The organism is Halovenus salina (assembly GCF_026410925.1).
Classification (GTDB): domain Archaea; phylum Halobacteriota; class Halobacteria; order Halobacteriales; family Haloarculaceae; genus Halovenus; species Halovenus salina.
In genome coordinates this window covers 3048413-3070028 of sequence record NZ_CP112972.1, presented here as the reverse complement: position 1 = coordinate 3070028, position 21616 = coordinate 3048413, and the positions used below count along the sequence as shown (strand labels likewise).

Annotated in this window: 18 protein-coding genes; 5 read left to right on the top strand and 13 right to left on the bottom strand. The window is 60.9% G+C overall.

From position 1 onward, the window contains the following. Positions 1-53 precede the first annotated feature (53 nt). Positions 54-2099 (top strand): ATP-binding protein, encoded by a 2046-nt coding sequence (locus OSC37_RS15485; RefSeq protein ID WP_267162336.1) that lies wholly within the window; start codon positions 54-56, stop codon positions 2097-2099. Between the two features lie 52 nt (positions 2100-2151). Here OSC37_RS15485 and OSC37_RS15480 read toward each other — a convergent pair whose 3' ends face one another. The 3 genes from OSC37_RS15480 to OSC37_RS15470 all read right to left on the bottom strand — a co-directional run bounded on the left by OSC37_RS15480 (position 2152) and on the right by OSC37_RS15470 (position 5243). Continuing rightward, the gene (locus OSC37_RS15480) at positions 2152-3117 is read right to left on the bottom strand and encodes a transcription initiation factor IIB (RefSeq protein ID WP_267162335.1); all 966 of its coding nucleotides are present in this window, start codon (positions 3115-3117) and stop codon (positions 2152-2154) included. Positions 3118-3330: 213 nt separating this feature from the next. After that, positions 3331-4692, bottom strand: coding sequence for a hypothetical protein (locus tag OSC37_RS15475; protein ID WP_267162334.1), 1362 nt, complete (start codon positions 4690-4692; stop codon positions 3331-3333). Then, complete coding sequence (locus OSC37_RS15470; protein WP_267164206.1) at positions 4689-5243, bottom strand: NUDIX hydrolase; 555 nt, start codon at positions 5241-5243, stop codon at positions 4689-4691. Before OSC37_RS15470 ends, OSC37_RS15475 begins: the two co-directional genes overlap by 4 nt. A 183-nt stretch (positions 5244-5426) precedes the next feature. Between OSC37_RS15470 and OSC37_RS15465 the strand changes: the two genes are divergently transcribed. Next, positions 5427-6314, top strand: a complete 888-nt coding sequence (locus OSC37_RS15465) for a GAF domain-containing protein (protein ID WP_267162333.1) — start codon at positions 5427-5429, stop codon at positions 6312-6314. Beyond that, complete coding sequence (locus tag OSC37_RS15460) at positions 6311-6967, top strand: DUF7504 family protein (protein ID WP_267162332.1); 657 nt, start codon at positions 6311-6313, stop codon at positions 6965-6967. The genes OSC37_RS15465 and OSC37_RS15460 overlap by 4 nt, the downstream gene beginning before the upstream one ends. A 1-nt stretch (position 6968) precedes the next feature. Here OSC37_RS15460 and OSC37_RS15455 read toward each other — a convergent pair whose 3' ends face one another. After that, on the bottom strand, positions 6969-9611 hold the full coding sequence (locus tag OSC37_RS15455; RefSeq protein WP_267162331.1) for a heavy metal translocating P-type ATPase: 2643 nt from the start codon (positions 9609-9611) through the stop codon (positions 6969-6971). A gap of 138 nt (positions 9612-9749) precedes the next feature. On the opposite strand from OSC37_RS15455, the gene OSC37_RS15450 reads away from it, so the two are divergent. Continuing rightward, a complete protein-coding gene (locus OSC37_RS15450) occupies positions 9750-10307 on the top strand; it encodes a zinc ribbon domain-containing protein (RefSeq protein WP_267162330.1) in 558 nt (185 codons plus the stop codon). Here the strand turns inward: OSC37_RS15450 and rnhB are convergent. The 5 genes from rnhB to OSC37_RS15425 all read right to left on the bottom strand — a co-directional run bounded on the left by rnhB (position 10304) and on the right by OSC37_RS15425 (position 16063). Beyond that, positions 10304-10939: a ribonuclease HII gene (gene rnhB / locus OSC37_RS15445; protein WP_267162329.1), complete on the bottom strand. Its 636-nt coding sequence runs from the start codon at positions 10937-10939 to the stop codon at positions 10304-10306. The genes OSC37_RS15450 and rnhB overlap by 4 nt on opposite strands. A 70-nt stretch (positions 10940-11009) precedes the next feature. Then, positions 11010-11591, bottom strand: coding sequence for an NUDIX hydrolase (locus OSC37_RS15440; protein ID WP_267162328.1), 582 nt, complete (start codon positions 11589-11591; stop codon positions 11010-11012). Between the two features lie 46 nt (positions 11592-11637). Beyond that, positions 11638-14064 carry a heavy metal translocating P-type ATPase gene (locus tag OSC37_RS15435; protein WP_267162327.1) on the bottom strand — a complete coding sequence of 809 codons (2427 nt, stop codon included), beginning with the start codon at positions 14062-14064 and terminating at the stop codon, positions 11638-11640. Positions 14065-14240: 176 nt separating this feature from the next. Beyond that, complete coding sequence (locus OSC37_RS15430) at positions 14241-14513, bottom strand: DUF7513 family protein (RefSeq protein WP_267162326.1); 273 nt, start codon at positions 14511-14513, stop codon at positions 14241-14243. Then, positions 14510-16063: a Na+/H+ antiporter NhaC family protein gene (locus tag OSC37_RS15425; protein ID WP_267162325.1), complete on the bottom strand. Its 1554-nt coding sequence runs from the start codon at positions 16061-16063 to the stop codon at positions 14510-14512. Before OSC37_RS15425 ends, OSC37_RS15430 begins: the two co-directional genes overlap by 4 nt. Positions 16064-16381: 318 nt before the next feature. Here OSC37_RS15425 and OSC37_RS15420 point away from each other — a divergent pair, with 318 nt between their 5' ends. Beyond that, on the top strand, positions 16382-17134 hold the full coding sequence (locus OSC37_RS15420; protein WP_267162324.1) for an IclR family transcriptional regulator: 753 nt from the start codon (positions 16382-16384) through the stop codon (positions 17132-17134). 537 nt (positions 17135-17671) lie between these two features. Here the strand turns inward: OSC37_RS15420 and OSC37_RS15415 are convergent. From OSC37_RS15415 to OSC37_RS15400, 4 genes are read right to left on the bottom strand one after another with little or no spacing between them, the layout of a single operon-like run. Beyond that, positions 17672-18091, bottom strand: a complete 420-nt coding sequence (locus OSC37_RS15415; RefSeq protein ID WP_267162323.1) for a CBS domain-containing protein — start codon at positions 18089-18091, stop codon at positions 17672-17674. A 45-nt stretch (positions 18092-18136) separates the two neighbouring features. Continuing rightward, positions 18137-19417, bottom strand: a complete 1281-nt coding sequence (gatA, locus tag OSC37_RS15410) for an Asp-tRNA(Asn)/Glu-tRNA(Gln) amidotransferase subunit GatA (protein WP_267162322.1) — start codon at positions 19415-19417, stop codon at positions 18137-18139. Continuing rightward, positions 19414-19692, bottom strand: coding sequence for an Asp-tRNA(Asn)/Glu-tRNA(Gln) amidotransferase subunit GatC (gatC, locus tag OSC37_RS15405; RefSeq protein WP_267162321.1), 279 nt, complete (start codon positions 19690-19692; stop codon positions 19414-19416). Before gatC ends, gatA begins: the two co-directional genes overlap by 4 nt. A gap of 54 nt (positions 19693-19746) precedes the next feature. Continuing rightward, positions 19747-21537, bottom strand: coding sequence for a PAS domain S-box protein (locus tag OSC37_RS15400; RefSeq protein ID WP_267162320.1), 1791 nt, complete (start codon positions 21535-21537; stop codon positions 19747-19749). Positions 21538-21616: the final 79 nt, after the last annotated feature.

Genomic DNA, 21616 nt, shown 5'->3' with positions numbered 1-21616 from the left:
CCAGTCTCAGATAGCCGGAACTATTTAACCAACCCAGAGAGAACACAGTTCAGATGCTCGGAAGTGTTGGAACAGTCGAACAAGTGTATACAACCCTGTTCGCGGTGAGCGGACTTATTTCGATTGCCGCCATCCCACGAGCACGTCAATTCGACGACCCAGATGTCAGGCGAGGATTGGTCGGGCTGCTCGCGACCGCCGGGGGCTGGGCGCTGCTCAAGACAGCGTTTTTCCTGCTCTCTGACTACCGCGAACCTGTGTATATCGTAGGGCTTGCGCTCGGGTTTGCAACGGTCTGGGCGTGGCTGTATTTCTGTTCCGCGTACACCGGACGGCGCTACCACCGGAACAAATCGCTCCGGCGGCTGGGCGCGGGTGTGTTCCTGTTCGTCGTCTCGGTCAAAGCGACGAACCGGGTGCACGGACTGTATTTCACCACCGAAGAAGTAGAAACGCCGTTTGCGTATCTGGCAATCGAACACAACCTGTTTCACTGGGCTGCAACCGGACTCTCGTACGTGCTCGCGGCGGTCGGTATGTTCATGCTCTTTCAGCTGTACTTCGAGTCAGGGTACGAAACCCGCTCGCTGACGGTCCTGACCGGTCTGATTGGGGTCCCCGTCGTGCTCGATGTTGCGGCGCTGTTCACGCCGTGGCTCGTCGACGTTATCTATGCGCCTCTCGGCGTCGCAGCCTTCGCTGTCGGTGTCCTGTTCCTCTCTGAGCGGCGTTTCCTCGCGGTACAGGAGACATCTCGCGGGGACGGCCTATCCATCTATCTCGACGAAAACGGCCGTATCAAAGACTACTCTGCTGGAGCCAGCGACGTACTGCCGGAGCTCAGTGCCGCGACCGGGAGTCAATTCTCGACTGCCGTTCCGACAGTCGCCGAAGCAATCGACAGCGACGACAACATCCTCGAGCGCGAACACGACGGAGAGCAGCGCTTCTACTTTGTCTCTGCGAGCACTGTCTCGCTGGGCGAGTCCGGCACAGAGGTCGTTCAGCTGTCCGACGTGACGAAAACGGAGCGCCAGCGCCGCGAGATTGCCGACCGTGAGCAGGCGCTCGACGAGCAAAACGAGCTCTACCGGGCGGTCATCGACGCGAGCTTTGCGTTCGTCTTCCGAATCGACTTAGACGGAACGTACATGTTCGTCTCGCCGTCTGTCGAGGAGTTTCTGGGCTACTCGCCCGGAGAACTCGAAGGCCAACAGATCAACGTCACGCTCCCCGACGAGAGAACGGCAGAGCGGGCCTGGGACCAGATAGAGCCCGTCCTGCACGGCGAACAGAACAGAGTGCGGGACTTCCCGCTGAAGACGAAAGCCGGCCGGACAGTCTACAGTGATATCCGCGGGGTCCCAATCTACGACGGGAGCGTTCCGGAAGACGAGCGTGGCCCAGACGACATCGTCGGCATCCAATTGATGGTCCGGGACGCGACCGAGCGCCGCCAGCGCGAGGGACTCATCAGCGTCATCAACCGTGTCCTCCGGCACAATCTGCGCAACCGGATGAGTGTCATCACGAGCTACGCCAGCATGCTCGAATCCACGCTCGACGATGACGACGCCGAGAAAGCGACTCACATCCAAGACACTGCAGACCGGGTGCTCGATTTGACTGAGTCCGCCCAAAAGATAGAGGAAAATCGAGAGCTCTCGCCCGACCTGGAACCGATGGACGTTGTTTCGATGGTCGATCGGACCGTCTCCGAGTTGGAGGTTCGGTATCCGGAGGCGTCGATAACAGCCGACACCCCGGAGAGCGCTGTCGCCAACACACATGGACGATTCGAGACCGCACTCTCGGAGGTCGCCGACAACGCCGCAAAACACGGGGGCGACCCACCCATCGTCGATATCGAGGTCACCGTCACCGAGAGTCAGGTGGCAATTTCGGTCAGCGACAATGGGCCGGGGATTCCCGAGATGGAGCGGGAGGTGTTACAGTCCAGTACCGAGACACAGCTGGTCCACGGCGACGGGCTCGGGCTGTGGCTCGTGTTCTGGATTGTGACGAGTCTGAAAGGAGAACTCGAAGCGACCGTCTCGGACGGTTCGACGGTGACAATCTGGCTTCCGCGACCGTCGTAGTCGGGTCAGGCTTCGGTAACTTCTGGTCGGGCAAAAAAAGACAGAACCGTCGTTAGGCGAGCGCGACGCCCTGTTCGGCTTCGAGCAGCTCGTGGTAGCGGTTCCGGATGGTGACTTCGGAGATGTCCGCGACCTCGCTGACGGCGGCCTGCGTGGTCTTCTCGTTTGTCAGCAGGGCAGCGGCGTACACCGCGGCGGCAGCGAGGCCGACCGGCGATTTGCCCGAGTGGACGCCCTGCTCTTTGGCGTTCTGGAGCAGTTCACGGGCGCGGCGCTCGGCCTCCTCGGAGAGTCCGAGCGAGGAAACGAACCGGGGCACGTAGCTCTCGGGGTCCGCGGGCTGGACTTCGAGACCGAGTTCGCGGACGACATAGCGGTAAGTCCGGGCGATCTCGCTTTTCTCAACGCGGGAAACGTCGGTAATTTCGTCGAGCGAGCGCGGGACACCAGCCTGTCGTGCGGCGGCGTAGACCGACGCCGTCGAGACACCCTCGATGGAGCGACCCGGCAGGAGGTTCTCGTCAAGCGCGCGGCGGTAGATGACACTGGCGGTCTCACGGACGTTCTCGGGGAGACCAAGCGCGGAGGCCATCCGGTCGATTTCGCCAAGCGCCTGCTTGAGGTTGCGCTCTTTCGAGTCACGAGTCCGGAACCGTTCGTTCCACTTGCGCAGGCGCTGCATCTTCTTTCGCTGTTTGGCACCCAGCGCGTTGCCGTAGGCGTCTTTGTCGCGCCAGTCGATGTTCGTCGACAGCCCCTTGTCGTGCATCATGTTCGTCGTCGGTGCGCCGACGCGGGATTTTTTGTCTTTCTCCTGGGAGTCGAAGGCGCGCCACTCCGGACCGCGGTCGACAGAGCCCTCCTCGACGACGAGGCCACAATCCGTACAGACCGTCTCGCCGTGTTCGTCGTCCTGGACAAGTTTGCCGCTACACTCGGGGCAGGATACGGTGCTGTCTGCCTGTTCTTCGGTCGATTCCGTCTGCTGTTGTCGTGTCCGTGTATTCGAGTTGCTCATGGGTAGTAGGGGTGGAAATTCGGGCAGGATGTCTCCTGAAAATACCCCGTGAATTTCGCTGATCTTAAATAATTCCGAAATGCACTTAAATGTTTTGCAATCTAAGCCCGAACGACTGTCTGACGCGCCGAGCCCTCGATATTCTCCACAGTCGTTCATGGTATTAAGTATGATAACCGCTACCAAGACAGAGATTTTCGGCGACAGATGGCGTTACTCGGATGGTTCGTAGGTCTCACGATGGACGACTTCCGTGGCGTTCTCACGGACGATAGAGACGACCACCTGGTCGCCGTCTGGGTCGACAAGCACCCGGACGAAGCCGCTCGTCCAGGAGCCCGAGAGCTCTGTTTCGGCCTCTCCAACGACCGACTTGACTCGGATGGTGTCGGACTCGACGTCCGTCTCGTCGGTGAAGGCCACCTTGGCGAGACCCTCTTCGGGGTCGTTGAAGCTTACATCCGCAACGACCCGATTCTCCTCGTCGAGACGCTCTGACTCGAAGTCCGACTCGTCGGGCGGGTTCTCCTCGACAACCTGTGTAGTTTCCAGAATATCGTCGTTGTAGGTCGCCGAGACCGCGAGTCGATCCGCCTCCCCGGCTGTCGAACGCTCTGTTCCCTCCTGGCCGAGTGCCGATTCGAGAATGTCTCGTCGTTCGTCGTCGAACTCCTCGGCAGCGACCGCAACCTCGGCTGTCGCGGTTCCGTCGTCCTGGTCGAGTGAGAGCGTGGCCAGCACGTCGTCGGACGACTCGAACCTATCGAGGACGCTGCTCTCACCGAAGCTGTACGCGTCAAGGGTGGCGTCGCCGAACTGGCCGACCACGATATTCCCCGCCTCGATGGTATCGAGAAGCCACTCGGCGGTGTCGAACCGCTCGGAGGCGGTTTCTCGCTCGCCGGTTTTGGTCTCGATGATACGCTCGACCGTCTCGCGGCCGTCACTGAGCAGGATAGTCTCCTCGGCGACCGCGACGGTGCGTTCGCCGGTGCCCGACTCGCGTTCCGCATCGGTGATGTCATAGAGTGTGTACTCGTTCAGTTCACCGACGGCCTGGTGTTCGACTTTGAGCCGGGAGAGTGGTCCATCGCTTCGCAGCCGGTCGTCGACGTAGTCGGTGTCGAACTGGCCCCGCAACACGATGGTCCTGTCGAGTACCAGCATCTCGCGTGCCGGCTGTTCGGCCGTACCATCGACAAGTTCGTACAGCCCCGAGACGCCCACCCCCAGCGATGCAAACGTGAGCACGCTGCTGCTCGCTCGGACGGGAAAGGCAAGCAGCGGATCGTCGGTGGCGACATCGACGGCGAATCTGCCTGCGCTGGGGCTACCCCCCTCACCCGTGGGTATCGCGTCCCGTGCCGGAAGGAGCGTCGGGACCAGCGCACCCGAGCCGTCGGTGTCGTCTGCCACGGCCAGGTCGAGACGCGCGACGGTGAACCCCTCGCGGGCCGGAATCCAGTCCGCGTACGTCTCCTCATCCTCGTTCCTTAGACAGCCAGCGAGGGCGACAGGTATCGCGCCCGCGGTTCCCTTGAGGAAGCGTCGACGGTCGAACGCCGGGCCGGTCATCTGTGCTCGCGCCAGGTTTCGAGGTGTTCGCGGTCGCGTGTGTCCTCTGGCAGGTCGATGAACCAGCGCGCCTTGGTTATCTCGCCGTCCGGGTCCTCGACCGTCGGCGTGACCCCCTCGGCGCGTGCTTCGAACAGCGGGAGCACTCCCCAGGTCTCGTGTCCCCCCGACCGAAATCGGACGCGCCCGAGCATCCCGAGCCCGTCATAGACCGCCTCGACGCCGGCCTCCTCGGTCAGTTCGCGGGCAGCACCCTCTCGAAACGTCTCGTCCTCGCGAGTCTCGCCGCCGGGAAGCACCCACAGGCCGAGTGCCTCGTGACGAACCAACAGCAATGCCCCATCGGGCCGCTCGACGAGGGTGTGTGCGCCGTAGGGGGCCCCGTTGTCCTCGATACGGGCGGCGACCGTTCGAAACCGACGCCGAGAGACGTGTTTTGTCGTCTCGAACTCCAGAACGCCCTCGTGGTCTCCGGCGAGCCGGTGATAGGTCTGTTCGGCCTGCTGGCTCGCCTCGTCGGCGAGATACCAGAGGTCGTCGACAGTCGTCATCGCCTCGCGAGAATCTGCAGCCCATGTTCCCAGACCGATACCCGCCAAATCACGTGTCGCCATCTCATACCCAGATTTTCGTCTGCGTGACCAATAAGTATTCGACCTCTGTTTTCGAGGTCACACAATCAGTAATGATAATCACACACGAACGTTTATTTTTAAACTTTCCAAGTACACACAATGGTGAGAAAAGTTCTCTGTGTGGATACCGACGAGCGCGTGACTGATGTCGTCTCGGCGCTCGATGATGACGAGCAACTCACACCAATCTCGGTCACGTCAGTCGATTCGGCTGTCGATGTGATTGCCCAAGAGCCCGTTGTCTGTGTCGTCACGGCGTACGACCTTCCTGACGGGACAGGCCTGGATGTCGTCGACGCGCTCAAGACAGAGTCGCCACAGACGCCGAGCATTCTCTTTACCGACGTTTCACCTGCTGAGATTGATACCGCAGGCTTCGACGAGGTGGTCGTGGAGTACCTGAACCGTGACCTGCCGGACGCACACGACAGGCTCGGCTTCATCGTCAACGACGTCATCGAACACAGTGCTCAGGTGGGCTTTCTCGCGCCAGAAGACGAGAGCGAACGGCTGGAGACACTGGCCGCCTACGATGTCGAGGAACTCCCCATCGAGGACAGCTTCGACCGGCTGACCGACCTCATTGCCGGCCACCTCGACGTGGCCGTCTCCTTTATCGGCCTCATCGAGAAAGACGAGGAGAACTTCCTTGCCTGTACCGGCGCGGATTGGGACTCGCTGACACGGGAAGACACGATATGCACCCACAGCATGCTCCAAGAGGATGTGATGGTCGTCGAGGACATCGATACAGACAGCCGGTTCAGCGAGAACGAGCAGCTCAAGAATCTCGGCATCGTCTCCTATGCCGGTGCCAACATGACCGCACCGGACGGACAGGTCATCGGACAGGTCTGTGCTCTCGACCACGAGCCACGTGAGTACTCCACAGCGGAGCGCGAGACCCTCGAACAGTACGCTGAGACCGCGATGGAGATTCTGGAACTGCGTCGGGCTGTCGGCAGCGACGTCGAGGTGTCGATATGAGCCTCTCTGATGCGCCGGGATTCACGACTGACATGCTGCCCAACGAGGAGCTAGAGAGTGGCACATCAATCCTGTTGACCGGAGGCGACACTGACACGCTCAAGCGAGTGTTCGCCAGTCTCGTCGCCGCAGAGGACGACGAGTATTCGGTTGTCCTGGCGACAAACAGCGGCGGCCGGGCGTTCAGGCAGACACTCGACAGCGTCAAGCGCGGTGCAGGCCAGAACGCCGCCATCCTCACCTGCGAGGGGCCGGCGAGGGGTGACGACGTGACCGTCATCGACGAGCTGAGCGACCTGACGACACTTGGCATGGAGTTCTCGAATCTAATCTCCCAGGTGAACCAGACCAGTGACGGCTTCCGCTCGGGCATCTTCCTCTGTTCGACACTCGTCGGCGAGGTTGAGGATACCCGTTCGGTGTACCGTTTTCTCAACACGACGTTTCTGACCGACCTCCGTCGAAACGACGGACTGGGCGTCTGTGCGGTCGACACGAGCGCCTCGCTGGATACAGATATCGATAGCATGCTCACGGGTCTGGAGACCTCGATGAGCGCGCGTATCGATATCGAATCATCAGACGGCGACGACGTGGAGCTGACGCTGAGTGGGTTCGGCCCGACAGAGAAAACCGTCACCGCGCGCCTCTGAGTTACCGGCGAACGAACGGGCGGAACGGGAGGAAGACGTAGCGCCGGTGAGGGTCGTAGTTGATGAACGCGAGGCTGTTCGACATAACCGACACGCTGGATGCGGCCATCGCGAGACCGGCAAGTGCCGGATTCAAGAGGCCGAGCGAGGCGATCGGGACGAGTGTCGTATTGTAGACGAACGCCCAGAAGAGATTCTGGTAAACCTTTTCGATGGTCGCATCGGCCACATTGAGCACCTTGAGTACGTCCGCCGGATCGTCACGCATCAGAGTCACGTCGGCGCTCTCGATTGCGACGTCGGTCCCGCTCCCGATAGCGAGGCCGACGTGTGCCCCGGTCAGAGCGGGGGCGTCGTTGACGCCGTCGCCGACCATCATCGCCCGCGTCCCGTCGGCTTGGATGCCTTCGATTGCGTCTGCCTTGTCCTCGGGGAGGACCTCCGCCCGGACGTTCTCCGGCTCGATACCGAGTTCCGTGGCGACCGCGTGGGCGGTCCGTTCGTTGTCGCCGGTGAGCATCATCACGTCGATACCGCGGTCGGTCAACGCCTCGACGGTCGTCTTCGCGCTCTCGCGGATGCGATCCGCGGTCGCCAGCACGCCCGCGAGTTTGCCATCAATGGCGACGAGCATCGCCGTCTTCCCGTCCCCTTCGAGACGCTCCATGGTCGCCGCCGCGGGCGTCGGGTCGATACCATCGTCTCGGAGCAGTTTCCGGTTCCCGACGAGGACTTCCTTGCCTGCCGTGGTCGCGCGGATGCCGTGCCCGGGGACGTTCTCGAAGGTATCTGTGCCCGAAAGTTCGATGCCGCGGTCGCGTGCACCCTCGACAATCGCCTGTGCAAGCGGGTGTTCGCTCCCCTGCTCGGCGCTTGCCGCCGCTGTGAGCATGGTTTCCTCGTCGAAGCCGGGGTCGATGGTCGGGCCGCGGTCGGTCGTACTGCTGTCGTCGGGTGTGACGCCGCCGTCTGTGGCCGGGTCGTCGAGCGCCGACGCCGGGACCACATCCGTCAGCTCCATCTCGCCGTGGGTGAGCGTTCCTGTCTTGTCGAAGACGACCGCGTCGATGCCGCGGGACTGTTCGAGTACGTCCGACCCCTTGAAGAGGACGCCGTTGCGGGCGCTAATGGTCGATCCAACCATCGTCGCGGCTGGCGTCGCCAGCCCCAGCGCACAGGGACAGGCAACCAACAGCGCGCTCGCGAGGACGACCATTGAGAACTCGGCCAGCGGCAGACCTGCCTCTGTGCCCGGAACGGCAACCGTCGGGCCGCCGCCGACCGGGTCGAGTGCCGGTATCCAGGAGCCGACCGCCGAGGAGATGTCGTACATCAGTTCGGGAACGAGGAACCACACCGTCGCCCAGATGACCGCGTTGACGATGACAGCCGGGACGAAATACGCCGACACCCTGTCTGCGAGACGCTGGATGTCGGGCTGGCTGGCCTGGGCCTCCTTGACGCGCTCGACAATCTGCTGGATGGCGGTATCGGAACCGACCTTGGTGGCCTCGACCGAGAGGACGCCGTTCTCGTTGATTGTCGCGCCGATGACTTCGTCGCCCTCGCCTTTCTCGACGGGGACTGATTCGCCAGTGACCATCGACTCGTCGACCGCGCTCTGGCCGTCGACGACGACGCCGTCAGTCGGCACCTTCTCGCCGGGACGGACCTTCATCACGTCGCCGACCTCGACCTCGGACAGTGGGACCGTTTTCTCGTCGCCGTCTTCAAGAATTGTCGCCTCCTCGGCCTCCATCTCCAGTAGTTCCCGGAGCGCGTTGCCGGCCTGGGCCTTCGAGCGGGCTTCGAGCCAGTTGCCGACCGTGATGAACCAGAGAATGAAGGCGACAGCCTCGAAGTAGAATCCGCCGGTGATGATATCGAACAGGACTGCGGTACTGTAGACGAATCCGGTCGCTGTCCCGACAGCGACGAGCGTATCCATGTTCGCCTGTCGGTTGTTGACGAGCGCACGAACTGCGCCCTCGAAGAACTCTCTGCCGAGTGTCGCCATCAGGGCCGTCGCCAGCGCGAACTCGACCCAGTGAAAGGACACCCCGAACAGTGATTCGGGGACGAGCGTCGGCACGCCTGGGGCCATCTCGACCATCAGAAGAATAAAGGGGAGCGTAAGGACGGCACCGCCGGCGACGAGTCGGCGCTGTCTCCGGAGTTCCCGCTCGATTGCCCGCTCGCGCTCGTCGGTCATGTCATCGTCACTCTCCTCGACCGGGTCGTAGCCGGCGGCCTCGATTGCGTCGTAGAGTTCTCGCGGGCCCGTCTCGGCGGGATTGTAGCCCACGATGGCCTCGTCGCCCGCGAAGTTGGCGTCAGCTTCGAGGACACCAGGTGTCGACACCAGGGCGTCCTCGACCGTGCCAGAACAGGTCGCACACGACATCCCCATGACCGTAATCGTTCGCTGACTCCGTTCGGGCGTGTAGCCGGCCCCCTCAATTGCCTCGTAGATGGCCGACAACGAGACGCGTTCGGGGTCGTACTCGACGTGGCCCTCGTCGGCGGCGAAGTTCGCACTCACGTCGGTCACGCCGTCGAGGTCACCGACTGCGTCCTCGATGTTCCCGGAACAGGTCGCACACGACATCCCGGATATCTCGATTGTGGTTGTTCGTGAGTCCATTGGCTTACCTAGAGATACGTGAGTAAGAGTTATGCGGTTTTCTCCTTTGTATCGAAAGTAAGATTACACTCTAATTTTGGAAAGAAAACTAGAGGCAGCTCCAGTGGCTTTTTGTGCCGGTCAGCCGGAGTATCGGACATGAAGGAGTGTCCGGAATGTGGGACCAGCGTCTCCAAGGAGGGAAACTACTGTCCCGAGTGTGGGACACAGCTTGGTGACGGGAGCAACGGGCGGTCAGCCACGCGCGGACAGGGGGCTCCCGCCACCGGCGAAAGCGATGACTGGAAGTACCCCGTCGAGGAATCGTCGTCGTCGACAGACCCCCATCCCGAAGACCACAAGCTGCTGTTCGGCGGTGTCGTCGGGCTGTCGGCACTCGCGTTGCTCGAAGGACTCCTGCGGGTGATCTCGCCCGAGCGCGTCGCGACCGAGCTAGTGGAGACAACGTCGGAGGCCGGACTCGAACTCGAGATGGCCGTCGCCGAACAGATAGTTCTTGGAACCGGAATCGTCGGGATTCTCATCGCACTCGCCGTCTCGGGGTTGACCGTCCGAAACTACATCGAGGGGTCGTTACCGAACCGGTATTTCTGGGTGTTAGTGGCTATGAGCGTGGTCGGATTCCTCTTTGCGAGCAGTATCTTCCTCGCCTTTCTGCTGGCGTTCGGTATCTACGGGCTGGTCGTCCTGGACTAGAAGTCCGTCAGCGCGGCCTGGTCGCGTTCGCCCATGATGTCGCGGCTTGTCTGCCAGGACTCACGCGCACAGGAGGGGAGTTGCCCGCGTTCGTGGACAAAATCGCGAAGAAACGTCCGAGTCGTCTCGTCGCCGGGATAGCCGCTGCCGACCGTGCCGTACTCTGACTCCAACCCCGCGACGTGGGCCTCGCGGGCCGATTTGGCGATGATGCTCGCCGCGCCGACAACCGGGTAGGTCTCGTCTGCGCCGTGTTCTGCGCGCACATCAGCGTCTGCGTCAATCTGTTTTCGCACTCGGCGCTCGAACCTGACGGCGTTCGTGTCGCCGGCGTCGAGATAACAGTCGTCGCCGTCCGCGACGAGCCGACCGAGTGCCTTGCCGTGTCCGTCGACGGTCAGCTGGTTCATATCCGTCTCGGGGTTGTCGATTCGCTCGACCGGAATCTCCACCACGGCAATGTCGTCGACCTGCTCGCGGAGCTGGTCGGCAAGCTCCTCGCGGCGGGCCGGAGCGAGTCGCTTGGAGTCGTCGACGGCCGCCGGGAGCGCGTCGGGGTCCGCTCGCACGGCCGCGACGAACATCGAGCCGAGCACCGGCCCTTTCCCGGCCTCGTCGACGCCGACATACATACCACATTGTCTGGCCCGAATCGAATATAAACCTTGGCCGTCTGGCAGACGCCCGTCTGACGAAACGGCGCTATTCTTCGAACCACTCGGCTGCAACCGGCTCGGCGAGGGGATGGAGTCGGGCCGGGCTTCTGGCGCGCCAGGCCGCGCCGTTCAGTTCGCCGGGCTGGATTGCAATACTGCCGCCCGCGTACTCGCCGGTGAACACCACTCGGAGCGTATGGAGGATTTCGTCGTGGTCCGGGCTGGTCCGGCGCTCGTATCTCGTCCCGAAGCAGTCCTCGATTGTACATTCGATGTCCGTCTCCTCGCGGACTTCGCGGCGGGCACTCTCCTCGAAAGTCTCGCCGTCTTCGCGGCCGCCGCCGGGAATCGCCCACGCAGTTCCGCCGCGACCGAGAATCATGAGGACACGCTCCTGGACGTGTACGTCGTCGGGCATCGACTCACTGAGCGGGCTCGCCGCGTCGGGCCGTCTGACGACCCAGACGTAGCTGCTGCCGACGTAGCCGTCCCGGGCTGTCGCAATCTCCTCCCCAAATGAGTCGGGGTCGACGCTGACCCGCTTGTCTTCCCGGTAGCCGACATCGTAGCGGTCGTCGAGGCGGTCGAGCCGCGACTGGACCGTCTCTCTGTTGACGTGTTCGGCCATGAAACGCAGTACCGGCGCTCTCGATAAAAGGAATACTGGTCCGCAACTACGAGGAAAGCAGGGGCCGCGCGGAGTTGGTGACGACGAGCAGACTGCTGGTCCCCATTGCGACAGCAGCAAAGAGGGGGTTGATGCTACCGGTCACCGCGAGCGGGATGGCAACGGCGTTGTAACACAGCGCCCAGCCGACGTTCTGTTTCACGCGGCGGTTCGCGCCGCGGGAGAGTTTAAACACCGTTTCCAGCGAGCCAAGGTCGTCGGTCACGATAGCCATGTCGGCGGCGTCAGCCGCCAGCGCGGTTCCGCTCCCGAGCGCGATACCCAGGTCGGCCTGTGCGAGGGCGGGCGCGTCGTTGGTGCCGTCGCCCACCATCACCGTCTGTTTTCCGGCACCGAGCTGTCGCACGGTCTCTGCCTTCCCCTCGGGCGGGACGCCGGCGAATACGTGGTCGACGCCGGAGTGCTCGCTGAACGTTGCCGTCGCGCGCTCGTCGTCACCCGTCAGGATTGCGACCTCGATACCCCGCTCGTCGAGGCGGTCGACCGTCTCCCGCCAGTTCTCGCGCGGACTGTCACCGACCACGACGACGCCGGTCGCCTCCCCGTCCTCGCCGACGACTACGGGAACGTGTCCGTCCGCTCTGGCGTCGTCGAGCGGTTCCTCGAAGCGAGCAGGCACAGTCCAGCCGCGTTCGAGGAATAGGTCGGGGTGGCCGACGAGCACCTCGGTTTCCTCGACAGTCCCGCCGACGCCGGTCGGATAGTTCTCGAAGTCGGAGACGCGTTCTTCGGGAGATTCGATGGCCTCGGTCGCCTCAACGACACCACCGTCGGCCACGGCGTCGTCCCCGTACGCGTCTGCAATCGCCTCGGCAATTGGGTGCGAGGAGCGCGTCTCCAGCAGCGCCGCCCGTTCGAGCGTGCGTTCGTCGCCGGTTGCCTCGACCACCCGCATCTCGCCGGTCGTCAGCGTCCCCGTCTTGTCGAAGACGACAGTCTCCACGTCTCGGAGGCGCTCGAAGATGGTCTCGTCGAAGACGACGATACCGCGTTCCAGGGCTTCCCTGACACTGGAGGCGATAGCAAGCGGTGTCGCCAGCCCCAGCGCGCAGGGACAGGAGACGATGAGAACCGTCAGCGCAACCAGCAGCGTCTCCGAGACGGTCGCCCCGAGACCGGCGTGAACGACCGCTACCACGACCGCCAGCACGAGCACCAGCGGGACGAACACCGTCGCCAGCCTGTCGGCGAGCTGTTGGATACCGTGGTTGGCGCTCTGGAGGTCCCAGACCATATCGGTGATGCGGCCGAGACTGCTGTTGGCTCCCTCACCGACCTCGACGACGAGCGACCCCTCGGCGAGCAACGAGCCGCCGACGACAGTGTCACCCTCGCGTTTCGGCACCGGCCGGGATTCACCGGTGACGACCGCCTCGTCGACAGTGCCGTCGCCGTCGAGGACGGCCCCGTCGACGGGAATCCGTTCCCCGTTTCTGACAAGGAGTCTGTCGCCCGCAGAAATCGCCTCGACAGACACCATCTCAGTCGACCCGCTGTCGTAGCGACGAGCCTGTTCGACCTGTGCGCTGGTCAGGTCGGCGAGTTTCTCGGTTGCTCGTCCTTTGATTTCGTTCTCGTAGTAGCTCCCGGCTGTGACGACAACGATGATGCCGACGGTCACGTCGTAGTAGATGTGTGACTCGCCGACAAAAATCGCGAGCGTGCTGTAGGCCCAGGCAGCCCCAGCGGCAAGCGCGACCAGTAAGTCCATGTTGGGCTGGCGCATCTCAACGCTCACGTAGGCCCCCTTCAGAATCGGCCCGCCAGTAAAGAAGAGGATAATACTGGTGAGCACGCCCATCGCGACGAAGAAATACGAGGCTGAGGTGCTCGCGAGCATCTCTTCGAGCATCTCCGCCTGTCCCGGCGGATAGTAGAGGCCGCCCTCGAAGTAGGTGGGGTAGACGACAGCGAGATACATCATCATCACCGCCATGCCAAAGAGGACGCCGACGATGAGGCGCATTAGAATGTCGTCTTTGGCCTGGCGCTCGCCCATCGGGTCGTCGCGTGCGTATGCCCGGTATCCGAGGCCGGTGAGTTGCTCGCGGAGCGAGTCCTCGCCGACAGCGGGGTCGTGGGCGATTCGGACGGTGTCGGTGATGTAGCTGGCGTCGACGCTTGCGACATCGTCGTCCTTGCTCGCACGGCCTTCGATGAACGTCTCACAGGTCGTACAGTGCATCCCGTCGATACGGAGAAAGGTCGTCTCGTACTCCTCGGGAACCTCATCGTCGGACGACAGGGTGGCCTGAATCTCTTCGACATCGTCGTCGGTCGAGATGCCCTCTCGGTCTGCGAGACTCTGTGAGACGCCGAGACAGCCGCGACAGCAGAACTGCTCGCCGCTGTCGCTCTCGATGGGGTCGCTGCCGACGGGGAGGTCACAGAGTGAACAGCCGTTGTTTGTCATGTCAGTGTAGTTCAGCGGAGGCAGTCCCTCGGCGGAGCGGCCAGCGATTCTATGTTATACTAGGGAATCCACTCAAAATACGCTGTCGGTTACGGAAACTTCGAGGCGAAAGCCTCGCGCTTCAGCGCGGGAAGGGTGTCAACCAGCGTGACTGGCTGCAGCCGTCGGTATGGCGCTTACCACGAACTCCGCTCAACTGTTTTGAGATGTGTAACCGTTCCGCGATGGCTTTCCAGATCGAACCGCTCGATGCGTGCCAGGACACGACAGCCGACTAGATCACTGGACGCATTATCGAAACGGAGACGAGTCTGGCCGACACGAGCGAACACTTCATCGTTGCTCTCGTTGTAATCAGTTACGTACACCTCAATCTCCTCACCAACATCGAACTCCGGCTTGCTCGTGCGAAACGTTGCACCGGCCAGAAGTCGGCTGAGGAGACTCATACGCGATTCACCTCGCTAGACTGGCGGTCACTTGTGTACTCCAATCCAAAGCCGGTCAGCGCCGAGAAGATGAAGACACCGAACAGGAACCAGCCTTGGAAGACAAACGGCCAGACCTCAATCGGGTTGACAACCATCGACTCTGTGAACCATCCGTACTGGTCGGGCAACCCTTGCATCGGAGCGAACCCAACGAGAACGCCGCCAGCCCACGGGAAAATGTATCCCAGTGCGGAGGTATTCGCGTCGAGAATGTTTGCACGACGGTACGCGTTGATGTTGTACTTCTGGCCGATCCGTGCAATATACGGGGCAATAGCAATTTCTGCGGCAGTGTTGATGGTAATCATGGAGTTGACAAATGCAGTCCCCATAACCATAGTTGTCTCTGCCTTGCGGACTGTTGTCGCGACATTACGCAGCAGGAACTCCTGAATCGCGGCAAACGCGCCGCCACGAATCATGATTTCTGAGCCTGCGATGATGAGCAAGACAAGTGCTATAAGCGGGAAAAACCCCGCGGCACCGTTATAGATTGAGCCACCGACACTAGCATTCCCTGATTCAACGATAGCAACGACAGGAAGGGAAGCAGCTGCATCGGAAGCGATCGAGGTATCCGGGACACGAAAGACGAGAACGTCACTGAGTGGGGCAAGTCCGAAGATGACATTAAACAGGATTGCAACAATGAGTCCCCACGAGACTGCTTCGATGATATGTCGTCCGAGAACGGCAGTCACGATGACGACCATCATCGACACCAGGTGGACGAGACCCGCCGGTGTACTGTTCGACAGAAAGATATCGCGTGCTTCTTGTGATACCTGGAGACCAGACATTGCGGTCCCGGCGAACAAGTATGCACTGAGTGCCAGCACTGCGGCGACAATTGCGTATTTGAATCGTGATGTAACAACACCTCCAATATCGGCGTCTTGCGTGACCGCACTGACAATTGTTGTGTCACTTACTGGTGCAAGGTTATCACCAAACACTGCCCCCGAGAGTATTGAGCCGAACATGAGGATAGGGTTGGCACCAAGGAGAATACCAGCTGGGAAAAATAGTGTCGTGAAAGCAACAACAGTCCCGTACCCGCTACCGATTCCGGTCGCAAGCAATCCAGCAAGCAGGAACGTTACTGCAGGAAAGACAGCCGCACTCACAGCCAGCGTGTCAGCCGCCCATACAAGCCCCCCGACGAACCCGCCAGCCTGGAGTGTACTCGAGAACATACCAGCCCACAGCCAAGCGACGATAGTCGTTGCAGTGACGCGCTTTGTCATTCCATCGAAGATGGTGTCAGCATACACCTTCCAGTCACCTTTGACGAAGAACATTCCAACAATTAGCGATATCAACATCCCGGCGACGAGTCCAGTCGTGTCGCTGATTCTGAAGACACCGCTCTGGAGAATCGCCCAAAGAATGAACAACAAAATCGGGACAGCACTTATCCAGCGGCCCCCGTAAAACGTCAAATCATTCTTAGTAGTTTCTCCGATCCCCTCAATATCTGTACCAGCTTCGGTTCCAGGTTCAGTCATGAGTTTGGAACACATCCGATATGTGTAGTAATGGCCTCAATAATAGCCGCTTTCCGGAAATAAATCAGTCATTGTTGGCACGGTTGAATTATTTTGTACGTAACTGGCCAAAGGTGTATATAAAAGTCCAGTTATGGAAGAATATGGCACTGAACAAACCAACCATAGTCGCTCCCTTTCGTGTATACTGCGGGTAAGACCCATAATAATATTACTGTGGAACATTTTATAATTATTATTCATGCAATAAATACCCACTTCTGGCGCAACCATTTTTGTATAGCCGGACTTTTTTATACCGAACTTGTATAGCTTGGTATGGTAGACTCGAGTAAAGACGGTCTCCAGACAACAACCACGTCACTGAAGATAGTCGATCTTATCAGCGAGATGGGAGGGGCACGTATGACCGAACTTGCCGACTGTTTAGACTGCTCAACGAGTACGGTCCACGCACATTTGCAGACGCTACTTGAACAGGAATACCTCATCAAACGTGGCGAACACTACCTTCTGGGGCTGAGGCTGTTCCATCTCGGTGAACAGGCACGGACACGAAACGAGTGGTTCGGTACGGTCCGGACAACAGTGACTACGCTTGCTGATCGGTCTGGGGAAGAAGCGGGCTTCGGTGTTGAAGAGCACGGACGTGTTATCACGCTGTTCAACTTCGCCGCGAATCGTTCAACCAAAGGATTTCAGGTCGGCCGATATTTTCATATGCATAACTCGGCCGCCGGAAAAGCGATTCTCTCACAGTTTCCAGAGGACAAGGTCACTGAGATACTCGACCGCAGAGGTATGCCAGCCGAGACAGACAACACAATCACTGATCGGAAAACGCTCTTTGAGACCCTTGATGATATTCGTGAACGTGGCTATGCAGTCAACGATCAGGAGTCAATCGAAGGTGCGCGGGCTGTTGCAGTGCCAGTTACGGGACCTCGCGGCGGTGTACTTGGGGCGCTTGATATCTCAGGGCCGACATATCGGTTGGCTCCGGACGAAGAGCTGGCGGCGATAATATCCGAGGCAGTTGAAACGTTGGAGACAAAGCTCTACTCGCGGTAACAGACCCCAACTGATAGTAATTATTGTGATACGGTCGTTCGTGACTTTTTACCGCCACGCCGTCACTATTCGGCTGCTTCAGTCCCTGAAACTATCGATATGTCGACCCGGTCCCGAAAAGAATCACGAACGACCGTATGAGTTGTTATCGCCATGCTCTCGGTTCTCTCCCGTATCGGACCCTAAACGACGATTCGCTACACCAGGTCGAAAAATTACCGCAATAATCACTATGACTTCCTCGGCCGTGAGTACGGTGTTTTTCGGCTTGAAATCTTGGATAGCTCGGCACGCCGGGCTTGGAGAGCCCGCGACCCTGCTACAACCACGTGTTCATTGCGTCACAAGGGCCTTCTTTCTGTGCCGTGGTTCTCACAGAGGTATCTCGTTCAATTGGACAATATCGACCAACGGAAATCGGGCGGTCGACGGCCGAATCGAGGTTCGCGAATCGGAAGACGCCGACGGCGAGTTGCGCGTACGGGGACTTCGCAAGCAACCCGAGGAGTGGGAGCCGTTCACTGTCCCAGACCGGCGTTAGTCCGTCCAATCGTCACGGCGCTCTATCGTATTTTGCAGCTCCCGGACGCGTTCCGGCTGGTGTTGTGCGATGTCGGTCGCCGTGACCACTCCGACGAGGTCGAGGTCGTCGACGACGGGGAGTTTCTTGATGTCGTGGGCCTTCATGAGTTCCAGTGCGTGGCGGACAGAGGTGTCCGGTTTCGTCGTCACGACGTCGTCGCTCATGCCGCGAGTAACGGGAATCGAATCGAGTTCTGACCCGGCGGCGTACGCCGCTCTGAGAATGTCTGAGCGCGTGATGATACCGACCATCCAGTCGTCGACAACAACGGCGCTTCCGACGCTGTGTTCGAGCATGACCGCGATTGCATCGTACAGTGTTGCGTCGGTCTTGACGGTCACCGCTGGCGCCGACATGATGTCGGTGACCTGCATACAGGAGATTGGGGCTACAGAGACCTAACAGTTCGCCTCATCAGGTTACGCCGAGCCGTCGAGTGCACTGCCGGCGCGGATGATGTCACGCTCGCCAAACGCCGGGCCGACGAGCTGGATACCAACAGGGAGACCGTCGCCGGTCTCGCCCGCCGGGACGGAGATAGCCGGAAGGTTCGCGAGGTTGACGGGTGTCGTGTTTGCGTCCGCGAGGTACATTTTGAGCGGGTCATCCAGGCTCTCGCCGCGCTCGAACGGCGGAACCGGCATCGTTGGCGAGGCGAGCACGTCTGCCCCGTCGAGTGCCTCGTCAAAATCCTGTTTAACCCAGGCGCGGGCGTCCTGCGCTTTCTTGTAGTACTTGTCGTGATACCCAGCAGAAAGGGCGTAGGTGCCCAGGAGAATCCGGCGTTTGACCTCCGGACCGAACCCTTCCTCGCGAGCGGCGGCAAAGCTCTCGTTCCAGTCGCCGTCGTAGCCGCCTGAGTTGCCGTAGCGGACACCGTCGTACCGGGCCAGGTTCGAGGACGCCTCGCTCATCGCAATCACGTAGTAGGCCTCAACGGCGTGTTCGACGCTCGGGAGACTGACCTCGTGGTAGCTCGCACCGGCCGATTCGAGGGCGTCAATAGCGTCCCAGAACTGCTCGCGGACCGCGTCGTCGGCCCCCTCGACCAGCTCGGTCGGCACACCGATATCCATACCGGCCACGTCGCCGTCTGCGGCCGCGGCGTAGTCGGTCTCGCCCTCTGGGTCTCGCGTCGTCGCGTCGCGTTCGTCGGGCCCAGCTATGACGTCGAGCAGTTCGGCGGCCTCCTCGACGGTCGGTGCGATTGGCCCGATCTGTTCGAGGCTGTTCGCGTACGCAACGAGACCGTACCGCGAGACGAGACCGTAGGTCGGCTTGATGCCGACGACCCCACAGAAAGCGGCGGGGCAGCGAACCGAGCCGCCGGTGTCGGTCCCCAGCGCCATGTCGGCGTCGCCGGCCGCGACGACGGCCGCCGACCCGCCCGAGGAGCCGCCGGGAACGTGACCCTCGGCCGCGGGGTTTTCGGTCGCGCCGAACGCCGAGGTCTCGGTGGTTGTTCCCATCCCGAATTCGTCCATGTTCGTCTTACCGGGGATGGTCGCGCCGGCTTCCTTGAGACGCTCGACGACCGTCGCGTCGAACGGCGGCACGTAGTCGTCGAGCATCGCCGACCCGCAGGTTGTCGGGACCCCCTCCGTCGAGATGTTGTCTTTGACCGCGACGGTCCGTCCCGCGAGCGGGCCGTCGTCGTCGCCCTCGATTCGCTGCTCGGTGATGTAGCCGTTGTAGCTCATGACACCCTCGGGCCTTTGAACTGCCCGTCTTCGGTCTCTGGCGCGTTCGAAAGCGCCTGCTCGCGGTCGAGACTCCCCTCGACCTCGTCGGTGCGCATCACGTTCGTCAGGTCAGGCTTGCGGTCGACCTCGGGTACTTCATCGAGTGTCTCGAACGAGGCGAGAATATCCGCGAACTGCTCGGCGAACAGGTCGCGCTCATCGGCGTCGAGATCGATTCGCGCCAGCTCGGCGATGTGCTCGACCTCGTCAGTATCGACGGGTGAGTTGCTCATGCCGGTGTGGAGTGCCGTGTCGGCGGTAAGCGTTTCGAATCAAGCGCAAGCTGTCTACACGGTGTCAGCCTTGGGCAATGAGAGCGTAACCACCGTCCCCCTGGGTTTGTTATCGGAGATAGTCACGTCGCCGCCGTGGTTGATGACCAGCCAGTGGACGTGTGCGAGCCCGATACCGCTGCTGTGGCTCAGGGGGTCCTCGGAACCGACCTCGATAGCCGTGCGCTCCTGTTCGGGAATTCCCGGCCCGGTGTCTGCGATGTGGACCAGAACTGGATCCGAAGCCGTCTCGCCGGTCTCGACGGTGATGGTGACCTCCGGCTGGTCGCCGTCGTGATGCGAGACAGCGTTGTTGATGAGTTCTGCCAGCAGCGACCAGCAGGTCCCGGCGTCGATATCCAGGTCGACCGGCTCGACATCGACCGTGACTGAGGCGGCCGGATGGCTCCGGCGAGTGTCCTCGACGACATCCGCCACGACCGTTTCGAGATTGCAGGTCGAATCAATGTCGTACTCGTTGTCGAGCGACTGCCGGACAGTGGTTATCTTGTCGCTCGTGTCGGCCAGCGTCTCCGCCTGGGCCAGAATCCGGGAGAGTGTCGGCTGGTGTTCCGGGCCTGCCTCGTCGATGAGTGACTGGGTGTACCCCTCGATTGCCGTCAGGCTGTTCCGGAGGTTGTGACGGAGTATCCGGTTCAAATCGGAGAGTCGCTTCTCGCGGAGCTTTCGCTCCGTGATGTCGGACTGGACGCCGACGAAGTTGGTAATCTCGCCGTCCTCGTCGGTTATCGGCGCAATCGTCTGTTCGACGTAGTACAGCTCGCCGGACTTGCGGCGGTTGACGAGTTCGGCCTCCCAGACCTCGCCGTCGAGAATCGTCTCCCACAGCTCCGCGTAGAACGCGTCGTTCTGTTTGTCCGATTTGAGTATCGCCGGTGTCTTGCCGACAGCCTCCTCGCTGCTGTATCCGGTATCCTCCTCGAAGGCGGGGTTCACGAACTCGATGACCCCGTTGGTGTCAGTGATGAGCACTGAGTGTCCGGTCTGTAAGGCAGCCTCCTTGAACAGTTCGAGCTCGTGCTGTGACTGCTTGCGCTCGGTGATGTCGTGGACAATAGAGAACAGCAGCTCTCTGCCGTCTATATCGAGTGGAGTCGAGTGGACTTCGACCGTCCGCACCTCGCCGGAGGCGAGTTGATGTTCGAACTCGAAGTGGTTCCGGTCCTGCTCTTTCGCCCGCGTTCGCTCCCGTGCTACCTCCGTTTCCGACATGCGGTTTATCTCTTGAATCGTCATCTCGGTCAGTTCCGAAACGGGGTAGCCATAGAAGTCGACGGCAGCGGCGTTGGCCTCGATAATCCCCCCCGTATCCGGGTCGATCAACAGCATGGGTGCGCTGTGGGACTCGAACATGGTCCGGAACCGACGCTCACTCTCCCGGATGTTTCGTTCGGTCTCTTTGCGGTCGCCGATATCGCGGAAGACGACGATTGCGCCGGCACGCCGGTCCTCGACAGTGAGTGACGTGACACGGGCCTCGGCAGCCACCGTGTTCTGGCCCGCCCCAGCCTGGGGAAGTGACGATGTTAGCTCGACCCGACGTTCGTCTACGTCGCCGTTGATGACGATGTCGATGGTATCGCGAAGCTGCTCGAACCCCTCCTCGAAGAACTCTGTCAGCCGGGAGAATGGGCTGTCGAGGAGTGTCTCCTGTCGGGTAGCCAGCACCTCACTGCTTCGCTCGTTCGTATAAATAATATCACCGCTAGAATCGACAGCGATGACCGGGTCCTGGAGATTGTCCAGAATCATATTTTCCGTGACCCGGTCACGGTCAGAACTCATTGAAACGGTATACAGATTACAGAAGTATCAATATTCGGTCTCCGTGCCTGGTGTGACTTCTCTGGAGAAATGATAGGAA